The organism is Enhygromyxa salina, from assembly GCF_002994635.1.
Lineage (GTDB): Bacteria > Myxococcota_A > Polyangia > Nannocystales > Nannocystaceae > Plesiocystis > Plesiocystis salina_B.
The window spans coordinates 106,607-118,706 of record NZ_PVNL01000135.1 but is presented as its reverse complement, the minus strand read 5'-3'; the positions used below and the strand labels follow the sequence as shown (position 1 = coordinate 118,706).

Sequence of the window (12,100 nt, the reverse complement as noted above, 5' to 3'; positions counted from 1 at the left end):
CGTCCGTGCTGCAAACCGGACTAAGCTGCGGGTCGTGACCGAGCGACCTCTGCTTCCCGAGTCGGCCGTCGACGACCTCAACGCGATCCGCGGTGGCTTCAACGAGCTGATCGGCCTGCGCTTCGTGAGCGCCAGCTACGACGAGGTCGTGGCTGAGCTCGAGCTCGGGCCGACCCACCAGCAACCCTACGGGCTCGTGCACGGCGGTGTGTATTCGTCGATGGTCGAGACGCTCGCGTCGGTCGGTGCCGCGCTCAACCTCGAGGCGTTCGGTCGGCACACGGTCGGGCTCGACAACCACACCTCGTTCTTGCGGGCCGTCCGGTCCGGCACGTTGATCGGTCGCGCGCGGCCGCTGGCTCGCGGTCGTCGCACCCAGGTCTGGGAGGTGAACATCACGCACGATGGTGAGCTCGTCGCGACCGGCAGGGTTCGCCTGCTGGGCATCGAGCGCGGCACCGCGGTCGCGGGCGAAGTGGTAACCGTCACGTCCGGCAATGGCGCGGTCCCACAGCCCGAGTAACGTCGCTTGCAAACGCGCGTACGGGGCGACACAACTGCCCCGCTGTGCCGAACCTGTTGCGAGCGCTGATCCCGACGCTCACGCTGCTCACAGCAGCGGGCGTGCTCGGCTGTGGCGTCGACGAAGCGCCGCCGGCCAAGCAAGACCAACCGCCTGCGCCGGTCGAGGTCGCGTCGGCTCGCGCGGGGCAGCTCGTCGACGAGTGGGTGTTCATCGGCGAGGTCCGCTCGCTGCGCTCGGCCCAGCTCGCGCTCGGGGCCGGCGGCGAGATCGTGATGATCGAGGCGCGCGAGGGCGATCACGTCGAACAAGGCGCGCTGTTGGTCGAGATCGACAAGCGCCAGGCCAGCGCGCAGCTGTCAGCGGCGGTCTCGAGCCGGCGCGAGAGCGAGCGAGAGCTCGATCAGGCCCGCCGCGAGGCCGATCGCGCCTCTGCGCTCGGCGACCAGATCCTGCCCGGCGAAGAGATCGAGCGGCAGGGCGCCCGCGCAGACACGCTCGAAGCTCGCAAGCGTCGGCTCGCTGCAGAGATCCGCGCGGCCCAGGCCCAGCTGTCCGACTACCAGCTCGCGGCTCCGTTCGCGGGCGTCGTCGCGGCCCGCTACGCGGATCTCGGTCAGTGGCTCAACCCGGGGCAGGCCGTGCTCGAGCTGGTGGCGATCGACGATCTCGAGATCCTCGTCGACGTCCGCCCCGAGCTCGCGTCGCACCTGCAAGTTGGCGCCGAGGTGGCCCTGCGTCCGGCCGGGGGCCTGCTCGGAGTCGGTGCCAGCGGGGCGGCGATCGGCGCCGGCGAAGTGCTCGCGGTGGTGCCCTCGCTCGACCGTGGCACCCGCACGCTCAAGGTCCGGGTCCGTCCGAGCGAGCCGCGTGCGTGGCTGTTGCCGGGTGCCCCCGTCGACGTCGGCTTCTCGGTTCGCTACGAGGTCGGCGCGGGTCCCAGCGCAGACGCCGTGATCGTGCCCCGCGACGCGCTGGTGCTGGGGGCGGTCGACACCCGCGTGCTCGTCGTCGACGACGGCAGCGCCAAGCCGATCGTCGTCGAGGTCGTGGCGACCACCGCGGACGAGGCGTTGGTCCGTGGCGAGGGCCTGTCCGTCGGGGCCGTCGTCGTCACCCGCGGGAACGAGCGCCTGCGACCGGGGCAGTCGGTGCGCCCGATCACCGCGGACGGCGGTGACGTGGGCCCAGCCGACGAAGGGCCAGCCTCGTGAGCGAGCCCCAACCCGACGCCCAGCGCAGCTCCGACGGCAGCTCCGACCGCAATTCACTGCTCGCCACGATCATCGGGCGACCCGTGACCGTGAGCGTGGGGCTGATCCTGGTGATCCTCGCCGGGCTGCTCTCGATCGCGCGGTTGCCGATCCAGCTGACCCCCGACGTGATGATCCCGTCGGTCACCGTGACCACGCGCTGGCCCGGCTCGAGCCCAGCCGAGGTCGAGGCCGAGCTGCTCGAGGACCAAGAAGAGGCGCTCAAGTCCGTCGTCGGCCTCGTGCGCATGGAGTCCGAGGCCAAGCCCGATCAGGCCCAGATCACCCTCGAGTTCGAGGTCGGTACGGATCTCGACGTCGCGCTCGTGCGGGTCTCGAACGCGCTGACCGAGGTCGCTGCGTACCCGGAGGCCGCGGACCAACCCGTCGTCGCGACCGCGAGCAACTCGGGCCCGCCGCTGTCGATCATCGCGATCCGCTCGCCCGACGGCCTGGCGGTCGCGCCGTACCGCACGTGGGTCGAAGATGACATCCTGCCCCGGCTCGAGCGGATCCCGGGCGTGGCCAGCATCCGCCACATCGGCGGGCGCGACACGGAGGTTCACATCGACCTCGACGCGGGCGAGCTGGCGGCCCGCAACATTCGGATCTCCACGGTCGCCGAGCGCGTGCGCGGGGAGCTGACCGACGTGTCCGCTGGCGACGTCACGCTCGGCAAGCGCCGCCTGCTGGTCCGCACCGTGCTGACCCCCAGCGAGGCCAAGCAGCTCGAGCAGGTCGTCATCGGCGCGGGGGCAGGCGGCACCCCGATCCTGCTCGGCGACGTGGCCAGCGTGACCGTCGCGCTGCGCAAGCCGTTTGGCGTGGCCATGACCGACGATCGGCCGTCGATGGTGCTGCTGCTGTTCCGCGAGGCCGGCTCCAACGTGCTCGAGGTCTCGCAGCAGATCCGCGACACCGTCGACGAGCTGCAGCTCGAGAAGATGGGCCCCGAGGGCCTGACCATCGAGGTCCTCGACGATCAGACCGACTACATCCAGGGCGCGCTCGGGCTGGTCCGTCAGAACCTGCTGCTCGGCAGCGGCCTGGCGATCTTGGTCCTGTGGCTGTTCTTGCGCAGCGTCGGCGCGGCCGGGTTGATCGGTCTGTCGATCCCCGTGTGTGTGTTTGGCACCGCGCTGGGCATGGCCGTGCTCGGGCGCACCGTCAACGTGGTCTCGCTGGCCGGCACCGCGTTCGCGGTCGGCATGGTCGTCGACAACTCGATCGTCGTGCTCGAGAGCATCGACACCTGGCGCGACCGCGTCGACACCATGTCCGAGGCTGCGCTGCGCGGCGTCGGCGAGGTCTGGGGCGCGCTGCTGGCCAGCACCGCCACGACCGCCGCCGTGTTCATCCCGGTGATCCTGTGGCAGGACGAGGTCGGCGAGCTGCTCCGCGACGTCGCGGCGGCGATCTCGGTCGCGGTCCTGGTTTCGCTGGTGGTCTCGGTGTTTGCGATCCCCAGCCTGGCCGCGCGGTTCTTGAAGACCAAGGCGCAGCGACAGCGCGAGCGTGAGCTGGCGGGCGAGTCCACGCCCCCACCAGACCGGGCGGGTGGCCTCGGGCCGCGCATGCGAGCGGTCGTGGGCCGCCAGGTCGCGTGGCTGACCGCCAACTCGGGGCGCGCGCTGACCGTGTTCGTGGCGGCCGTCGGCGCCTCGATCACCCTCGGCCTGCTGTTGCTCCCGCCGATGGAGTACCTGCCGACCGGCAACCGCAACCTGGTATTTGGCATCATCACGCCGCCGCCCGGCTACTCGATCGCGGAGGTCGAGCAGATCGGCGAGCGGTTCCAGGCCACCGTCGGCGAGCACACAGGTGTCGACAAAGATGGCGTCCCGGCGATCCGCCGCAGCTTCTTCGTGGGCGATCCCAACCAGGTGTTCTGCGGCGCGGCGGCGGTCGACGAGACCCGCGCGAACGAGCTCGCGGGCTTTTATCGGCAGGTCCAAGCCGAGGTCCCGGGCACCTACGCGTTCGCCAGCCAGGCGTCGCTGTTCGCCAACCGGCTCGGGGGTGGACGCGCCGTAGAGGTCGATCTCTCCGGCTCGGATCTGCGCGAGCTCGTCGGCGCTGGGTTGGCGCTGATGGGGGCGATCCGCGAGGACATCCCGACCGCGCAGCTGCGCCCGATCCCCTCGCTCGAGCTCGGCGCGCCCGAGCTGCAGGTGGTCCCCAACCGCGACGAGACCGCCGGCCTGCGGGTCGGTGGGGCCGAGCTCGGCCAGGCCGTCGACGCGCTCGTCGACGGCTCGATCATCGGCGAGTGGGGCAAGGACGGCGAGTCCAAGGTCGACGTGGTCTTGCGCGCGCTGGTGGCCCGCGCGCCCGGCAACCACGACCCCGATCAGCTGACGCCAAACGAGCTCGCCGCTGCCCCGGTCACCACGCCTGGTGGTCAGGTGGTCCCGCTCGGGACCCTCGCGCAGATCCACGAGCGCCTGGGGCCCACGCAGATCCGCCGGATCGAGCGCTCCCGATCGATCACCTTGCAGGTCACCCCACCCGAGGATCTCGCGCTCGAGACCGCCATGGAGCTGATCCGCGCCCGCGTGGATCAGATGCAGCAGAGCGAGGCGATCCCAGCCGGCGTGGGCGTGAGCCTGTCGGGCACCGCCGGCAAGCTCGAGCAGACCAAGGGCCGCTTCGGCCAGGTGTTGGTGCTCGCCGTGTTGATCTCGTACCTGCTGCTCGCGGCCCTGTTCGAGGACTTCATCGCGCCCCTCGCCGTGCTCGTGACCGTGCCCTTGGCCGGCGCTGGTGGGGTGTTTGGGCTGCTGATCGTCGATCGATTCCTGGGGGATCAGCCGTTCGACCTGATGACCGCGATGGGCTTCCTGATCTTGATCGGGGTCGTGGTCAACAACGCGATCTTGGTCGTCGACGGCGCGCTCGCCCGAATGCGCGATGGCAGCTCGCTCGCGCTCGCCGTGCCCGACGCCGTCGAAGCGCGGGTCCGACCGATCTTCATGAGCGCGCTGACCTCCCTCGCTGGGCTCGTGCCGATGGTCGTGTTCCCGGGCTCCGGCTCGGAGCTGTATCGCGGCGTCGGTGCGATCGTGCTGGGCGGCTTGGCGCTGTCGACGGTGCTCACGCTCTACGTGGTGCCGTGCGCGTTCACGCTGGTGTCGCGGCTCCGCGGGGTTCGCTGAGTTCGGCTCTTCGCGCCCGAGGCCGACTCACACCAACTCTTCGGCGGGCGTACACGCGGCCACCAACGCGATCGCGTTGGTGGCCCAGCCGACTACCCGCAGACGTCCAGGACCACGGCTTCCGTCTGGCCGTCGGTGCCGCAGTACCAGTTGTCGCCGTTGCCATCGCAACAGCCCTCACCCGACAGCTCACCGCACGGCTCGCCCTCCACCAAATTGGCGGGACACGAGCTCGGGTGGACGCCGTCGGGATCCTCGCCGTTTCCGCCACAGGCGTAGTAGGCCTCGGCCTCGAGCCAGCCACAGTTGAACACAGGGTCGTCGCCGTCGCCGTCGCCGTCTCCGTCGCCGGTAGTCGGGTCAGGGTCGCCATCACCGTCACCCGTGGTGGGATCCGGGTCGCCGTCGCCGTCGCCCGTGGTGGGATCGGGATCGCCGTCGCCGGGCGCCGTGGAGGCCGTGTCGGTGCCCGAGGTCTCGTCCTCGTCGCCGTCGCCGTCGCCGTTGGTGTTGCTGCCGTTGTTGCTGAGCGTCACCGAGGTCGTGGTGAGCGAGGCGAACTGATCCCCGTCGCCCTCGTCCGAGCAAGCGCCGATCGTGAGAAGCAGGATAGAAGCAAGATAGATGTTGCGGGTCGTCATGGCGATCGACGGGCAACCTACCCAGATGTGGCTCGATCCTCAAGCAGCGCGAGCGTTTCGCGTTTGGCACCATGAGCGCTCCCCGACGCGAGGTGTGGTGGGGGCCGAGCTCAGAACACGACCTGTAGCCCCAGGCTGCCCCCCGCCTGCAGCCGCCCCGGACGATCGTCGAAGTAGTAGCTGGCGTCCGCCCGCAAATACAGCGACAGGCGCGGGGCTTTGCGAAACGGAAAGCGCAGCCCCAGCCCGGCCTGGGCGCCGCTGCGCGACGCGAGCTCGGTCGAGGCCAAGCCGTCGAACGAGAACCCGTGGTCGCCGGATTTGCCACAGCCACTGTCGACGTCAGCCCCCACATCGAAGCTGGCGTCGACAAGGTGGGTGTACCCCAGCGAGTAGCTCGGCCGAACCCACGAGGACATCCGCAGCTCGTGACGGATCCCCAAGAACCCCTGCGCGCCCACGCCAACCGGGAGCGCGTGCGCGCCGGCCCCGAGCTCACCGGTGACGTACAGTCCCCGAACCACCCGGACCCCCAGCCCGAGCTGCAGGGAGCCGCCGACCGCTGGCGGCGCGTCGAGGAACCGACCGTAGACCCGAGGTCCGACGTGGATCTCCATCCGGCGGTGGTCGAGCTCGGCGAGCCGAGCTTCGGGACCGACGGCGGCGGTGGGTGGAGTGAGCAGTAAGCCAGCGAGCGCGAGTCCAGGCAGCATGACCCTCGAACACCGCGGCCGCCGATGCGCGTCACCACGCGGTTCGACCGAACTGCTCCGCATCGCTCACGACAGCGATGTCGGGCTCAGGGCTGTGGCGGGTCTTCTTCGATCGAGGGCAGCGGCGGGTCTTCGCTGGGCGGGGGCGGGCTCTCGCCCTCCGGACCCGGCGCGGGCCCTGGCTGCGGCTCTGGCTGCGGCTCTGGCTGCGGCTCTGGCAGCTCGGGTACCGCGTCTTCGAGCAGCTTCAGCGCCTCCGAGGGCAACAGCTTGCCACCGTCGCGCAGCTCCCAGTTTTGCTCGCGCGCAGCCTGGGCCGCGAGCGCCTGCTTCTTCGAGTAGCGCATGGCCTTGCCAAACTCCTTGGCGACCATCTGCAGCACCACGCGCGCCGAGGTCTCGTTGAACTGATAGCGAAACACCAGCTGTCGCTTGTCTCGCTCGAGGGTCATGCCCGAGATGATCCCGCCCGCGACATCCCACGCCCCGACCTTCTTCAGATCCGCCTCGAGCTGATCGTTCCAGTAGGTCTGCGCTCGCTCGGCGTGGTCGGTCTCCAAGAAGTCGAGCTTGATCACCAGCTCGGGGTTGTTGGCGGCCTCCCACATGAGCTCCGCGCGACTGGGGATCTCGATCGGGAAGCTCGGGCCCACCCGGACCATGCCGCGGATGTCCTCGATCACCAGCTGGATGCCGGCCTTGGGCTCGGCGTAGGTGTAGCGCTTGATCTTCGCAATGTTGGCGACGAAGTTGCCGGACGTGTTGCCCTTGCTCGCGTCGGGCCCGGCGATGACCTGCTCGACGAACGCCTCGCGCAGGTACAGCGCGACGTCGTCACCGGGCAGCAGCACGAACTGGCGATCGTCGGGGTTCTCGGCCTCGAGCTCGGCGCTCTCGTAGCGCGGATCTCCAACGCGGATCCCGTCTTGCTCGCGCCAGTCGACCACCAAACCCTGCTTGGCGCAGGCCCGATCGATGCCAGCTCGCATCTCGTCGTGGCCAAAGTTGTACTGCACGGCCACGAACGCCTGGGTCTGATCCGTGGCGTCGGGGCTGCCCATGACCACGTACTCGAAGTCCTCCCAGATGTTGAAGCCGGCGTCGTCGATCAGCAGTTGAAAGTCGCGCAGCGGCGCCATGATCTCCGTCGCGGAGTCGCGAAACGGGAGCTTCTTGATCCGGCTGTTGGCCAGGACCAGCGTCCACGTGGCGTTGGGGGGCACGAGCGCGGTGATCTTCGAGGTCTTGTCGCCGAACTTGGGCTTGGGCTTGGGCTCCGGGTCGGGCTCCGGCAGCGCAGCCTCGGCTTCGGGATCGGTTGGTTGCTCGACTGGGGGAGGCGCGGCCTCTTCCGGCTCCGGCGGGTCTTCGGGTGGGGGCTCGGGCTCGTCTTCGACCTCACCCTGGGCCTTGTCGGGCTCGATCTTCTTGACGTCGAATTCGATGAAGTCGATGTCGTAGTCGGGCAGCTCCTCGCTGAGCTCGAGCGGCTCGTGCTGGACGTTGAAGGCCCACACGAACGCGACCACGAACAGCGCGTGGGCGAGCAGCGACAGGGCGCCGGACAGGCTGTATCGAGTCTGCTCGCGCACGGACGCCAGCAGTTTAGCAAACCGCCAGGTTCGCGCCCGCGCGACTGGTCACACCCGGGGTTCGCGCGCGCGCCGGCCTATGCGTCGGCCTATGCGTCGGGCTAGTAGCAGGCTTGCCTCAGTTCAACAGGTGGTGCTGGGGCGGGTGTTGATCGAGCATCTCGCGGATCTGCGGGACCTCGGGGTGCAGCGTGGCGAGCAGCTCCAGGGTGTCGGCGACGCGGTCGAGCTCGTGGGCCATGCCGTAGTGGCGACGCAGGTTCTCCAGCATGCGGGTCAAGATCAGCCGCGAGTGGCACGGTCGCAGGTGCAGGTGCAGCTCGGGCGAGTCGGGCTCGACGTGGTGACCGACGACGCTGGTGAACAGCGCGGCGAGCTCGTCGAGCTGCAGCCGCCGGCCCCCGCGGAAGGGATCCCACACCTGAGGCTCGGCCCCCGGCTCGTCGACCTGCAGCCCGACCAAGAAGTGCCCGGGAAAGCTCAGCCCATGGAGCTCGACCCCGCAGCGCTCGGCGAGGTGAATCGCGAGCACGCACAGGCTGATCGGCAGACCCAGGCGGCGCTCGAGCACCCGGTCCATCAGGCTGTTGCGCGGATCTTCGTAGCTTCGGATGTTGCCGCGGAACCGGTTGCGACGCAGAAACTCGAGCACGCCCTCCGCGATGTCGACGGCGCCCGCTCGCCCGGCGCAGTGATCCACGACCGCGAGCTCGATCTCGGTCCTGGCGCCGCGTGCTTCGGCCCAGGTGTCGCCGTCTTGCAGCGCGGCCGCGTAGAGCATGGCCGAGTCGAACAGCGGCACCGCCGCCTCGGACGGCCCGACCAGGTCGGCGAAGCGGTGGAGTAGATCAATGCGCAACTCAGGCTCCCCAGCGTTCGACGACCTGCTTGACGCGCTCGCGGACCGCCGCTTCGTAGTATTGATGAAACAGATCCCATGTGCACAGCGTGGTCGGATCTTCGACGCGATCGACAAACAGCTTGCCCCACAGGTGGTCGACTTCGTGCTGGAAGGTGCCCGCGCTGATCCCCCGGACCTCGAAGTCGAGCGGCTGGCCGTCGCGGTCGAGCGCGCGGACCCGCAGCTGAGCATGCCGCCGCACCACCCCGCGCAGGTTGGGCACTGACAGACAGCCCTCGTAGTTCTCGAAGGTGTCGTCGCCGAGCGGCTCGAGCTTGGGGTTGATCAGCACCGTCAGCGGGATGTTGGGCTTGTACGGATAGCGGGGGTTGTCCGCGACCTCGATCGCGCAGACCTGCACGGGCTCGAACACCTGGTTGGCCGCGAGCCCGGCCCCCTTCGCGTGGCGCATGGTGGCAATGAGGTCGTCGATGAAGCCCTGAAATTCGGCGGTGCTCAGCTCTTCCGCAGAGACCTCGCGGGCAGGCTGACGCAGCACTGGTTCGCCGATCTGGGCGATGGCTCGAATCGTCACGCGCCGAGTCTAGCAGGGGATCTCGACGGCGCGCGTCGATTCGACTGGTTTGGCGCAGCGGCTCGCAGGCCCTCGGCGTTGGCAGCGGCGGCGCGCTAGTTCGCGGGGGCCACGGGGGCTTCGCCTTCGTCCGCTGTGTCGGGCACGTCGGGCGTGTCAGGCGTGCTCGGTGCCCCACAGGTCGCGCCCGCGAAGAACTGCGCGAAGAATTCCGGCGCCCGGTCGAGCGGCCAGCGCTCGACCGTGGACGCAGCGAGCACGCCCGCGGTCGTGCCGTCGAGGATCCGGCAGATCGGCATGGCCGTGCCCTGCCGCCAGACCGCGACCAGATCCCGAGTACGCAGCGCTTGCGTCCCCGAGCCGACCCAGCGCGTCAGGGCCGTGTTGTCGGCCACGTACAGGTCGATGCTGGCGTCGTCGGCGAGGCGGTGCAGCGTCAGGCCACGCTCGTCGAGCTCGACGAACACACCCGCGCCCTCGGCCGGTCCACCGAGCACGACCAGCTCCCAGACGCGGCCACCTTGGCCAGCGTGGATCGGCACGGCCTCCGTCGCGTGAGGACCGATCCGCGCGATCGATCCATCCAAGAATCCGACGATCAGCGTGGGGTCCCCGTCGGGGATCGGGACCCACGCGAGGGTCGTCGCCGCGCCGGGTAGCTCGATCGTCGTCAGCGCGCCCGCGGCGTCAATTCGCTCGAGCGTGCCGCCGCCGAACGGCTGGACCAGCGCGAGGGTGCCGTCGTTGGCGATCGCGGCGAGGGCCCCCGTGTCGGGCGCTTGGTTGCCCTGCGGCGCGGCGATTCGGACGGCCGGCTTGCGCGCTTGCAGATCCACGATGTGTCGCTCGAACCCCGAGACGTGGGCCGACCACAGGCCGTTGGCCGAGAACCGCGGCGCGCCCCCGAGCGCATCGGGCCCGGCGGTCCAGCCGGCGGCCGATCCAGGCGCGAGCCAGCTCTGCGCCGCGCCCCCGGGCGCCCACGCGAGCACGTGCGAGCCATCGGGGCTCACCCCGATGTCCAGACCGGTCTCCAAGCCCGTCGCGTCGGCGGCCATGCTCGCCAGCCCGAGCAGCTGCGCCCCCCCGTCGGGCACCCGGATCACCCGGACCACGGCCTGCAGGTCTTCGCCGTAGCTCAGTGAGCTGGTCGCCAGAAGCTGCGCCTGGGCGTCGAGCTCGAGCATGAAGGGATAGGCTGGCGGCCCGACCACGGGCTCTTGCTGGCCCTCCTGATGTTGGGTTGGCAGCACCTGCCACGGCGCCTCGACGCGGATCGATCGGTGGCTGCCCGAGTCCAGCGACCACAGCCGGTAGTGGGTCCGCGGCTCGAGCGTGGCGGTGACGATCTGCGCGCTGCCGCTGGCGCCCGCGAGCAGCTCGGGGCGCTCTTCACCAGCCGCCAGCCACCCGGCCTCGGCAGGTCGGGCCCACGCCACGACCGCGAGGTTGCCCTGGCCATCGCCGATCGCCGCGTGATGGGGATCGATCGCCAGCTCCCGGTTGTCCCCGACTCGCCAGCCCCGCTCGGGTGGCTCTGCGCCCCAGCCCGGGAAGTGATCGAGGATCAGCACCTCCTCGTTGGGGCCCAGCCGAAAGTCACCCGTAGGTAGGTTGGACTGCGCGGTGCTGGCTGGCGTGGGGTTGCCGCTGGCGTCGGTCCAAAACGCCCATGGCTTGACCAGCGAGAGCGGGTAGTGGGCCTGGTCCTCGAGCCTGCGGCCGACCAGCCCGGCGTTGTTGCGGTCGTAGATCTCTCGGTAGATCACGCCGCCGCGCGAGACCACGCCCAGATCACTGTCGATCGGCGCGCTCGGGACCAGCTGGCGGGCGCGCTGCTGGCTGGGCTGCCAGACCTCGACATAGTCGGCGGCCGCGCCCGGAAAATCGTGGATCGCGGCCGCGCGCAGCGACGCCTGCTCTGCGGGCTCGACCACCTGCATGCCGCCGTCGTCGAAGCTGGCCAGCGGGTGAGTGGCGATCCCCTCGCGCAGCGCCCACTGGCGCAGCTCGGCCGCGGCCACGACCCCGCCGCTCGGTGACAGCGCCAGCCCGGTCACGAACGCGTGCGCGACCATCGACCAGACCAGCTGCGGCTGCGGCTCGCGGGTCCACATCTGGATGTGATGGCCGTCGCTGAGCACCAGGTGCGGACCGGCGACGGCCATCGCGGTGATCGGGCTGCCAGAGCTGCTCGGGCCGGTCGCGCTGGTCGGACTGCTCAGGGTGAACGCGCGTGCAGGCTGGGTTGCGTCGGCGGGCCACTCGAGCACCCGGCCGTCGAAGCCCGCCGTGTACCAGACGCCGTCGGGCGCGACTTGCAGGGCCGCGAGCCCACCTGGGTGCGCGCGCGAGGCCGCGAGCAGCTTGCCGTCGGCCCACACGCGGACCCAGCCATCCGCGTCACCGCTGGCGAGCCGCCACTGCTCGCCGGGTCGCGGGGGCAGCAGCGCGAGGTCGACGATCGCCGCGCTGTGAAACGGTAGACCCAGCTCGGACGGGCGCAGGGCAGGACTGGAGGTCGCCAGGGTCGGCGCGCTGCTGTGGGTCGACGTGACGGTGGGCGTGCAGCCCAGCGAGCTGAGCGCGAAGGCGAGGACCAGACGGCGAGAGCGCGGCACTGGCACAAACTCTAGCAGATCGTCGATGACCGCCTTTCATAAACCCCCACAGCGTCCGGTCGGGTCCCTGCTGTACGCATGGTCAGGTGTGACCCCGGCCGTCCACGTCGGGTGGGCAGCGGGATGTTTCCGCGGAGAAACACCCCGCATTGGGCAGCGATCTGTC

The 12,100-nt window shown here is 70.2% G+C and carries 9 protein-coding genes; 3 read left to right on the top strand and 6 right to left on the bottom strand.

Features of this window, described 5'->3' with window-relative positions; all coding sequences use genetic code 11:
* Window positions 1-34 precede the first annotated feature (34 nt).
* From ENSA7_RS34735 to ENSA7_RS34725, 3 genes are read left to right on the top strand one after another with little or no spacing between them, the layout of a single operon-like run.
* On the top strand, window positions 35-523 hold the full coding sequence (locus ENSA7_RS34735; protein WP_244924011.1) for a PaaI family thioesterase: 489 nt from the start codon (window positions 35-37) through the stop codon (window positions 521-523).
* A gap of 44 nt (window positions 524-567) precedes the next feature.
* On the top strand, window positions 568-1,737 hold the full coding sequence (locus ENSA7_RS34730) for an efflux RND transporter periplasmic adaptor subunit (protein ID WP_106093709.1): 1,170 nt from the start codon (window positions 568-570) through the stop codon (window positions 1,735-1,737).
* A complete protein-coding gene (locus tag ENSA7_RS34725; RefSeq protein ID WP_244924010.1) occupies window positions 1,734-4,931 on the top strand; it encodes an efflux RND transporter permease subunit in 3,198 nt (1,065 codons plus the stop codon). The genes ENSA7_RS34730 and ENSA7_RS34725 overlap by 4 nt, the downstream gene beginning before the upstream one ends.
* Window positions 4,932-5,023: 92 nt before the next feature.
* Here ENSA7_RS34725 and ENSA7_RS34720 read toward each other — a convergent pair whose 3' ends face one another.
* From ENSA7_RS34720 to ENSA7_RS34695, 6 genes are all read right to left on the bottom strand, one after another.
* Window positions 5,024-5,572, bottom strand: a complete 549-nt coding sequence (locus ENSA7_RS34720; RefSeq protein WP_106093708.1) for a hypothetical protein — start codon at window positions 5,570-5,572, stop codon at window positions 5,024-5,026.
* Window positions 5,573-5,682: 110 nt separating this feature from the next.
* Window positions 5,683-6,285, bottom strand: coding sequence for a hypothetical protein (locus ENSA7_RS34715; RefSeq protein ID WP_106093707.1), 603 nt, complete (start codon window positions 6,283-6,285; stop codon window positions 5,683-5,685).
* Window positions 6,286-6,371: 86 nt separating this feature from the next.
* A complete protein-coding gene (locus ENSA7_RS34710; protein WP_106093706.1) occupies window positions 6,372-7,877 on the bottom strand; it encodes a hypothetical protein in 1,506 nt (501 codons plus the stop codon).
* Between the two features lie 118 nt (window positions 7,878-7,995).
* Entirely contained in the window at window positions 7,996-8,736 is a 741-nt protein-coding gene (locus tag ENSA7_RS34705; RefSeq protein ID WP_106093705.1) for a transglutaminase family protein, read from the bottom strand.
* A 1-nt stretch (window position 8,737) separates the two neighbouring features.
* Window positions 8,738-9,313: a peptide deformylase gene (gene def, locus ENSA7_RS34700; protein WP_106093704.1), complete on the bottom strand. Its 576-nt coding sequence runs from the start codon at window positions 9,311-9,313 to the stop codon at window positions 8,738-8,740.
* A 95-nt stretch (window positions 9,314-9,408) separates the two neighbouring features.
* Entirely contained in the window at window positions 9,409-11,934 is a 2,526-nt protein-coding gene (locus tag ENSA7_RS34695) for a WD40 repeat domain-containing protein (RefSeq protein WP_106093703.1), read from the bottom strand.
* Between the last annotated feature and the right edge of the window lie 166 nt (window positions 11,935-12,100).

Bases quoted from the DNA above. Each gene is read 5' to 3' on its own strand.
- ENSA7_RS34720 (WP_106093708.1), bottom strand. From the start codon at position 5,572: ATGACGACCCGCAACATCTATCTTGCTTCTATCCTGCTTCTCACGATC.
- ENSA7_RS34715 (WP_106093707.1), bottom strand. From the start codon at position 6,285: ATGCTGCCTGGACTCGCGCTCGCTGGCTTACTGCTCACTCCACCCACC.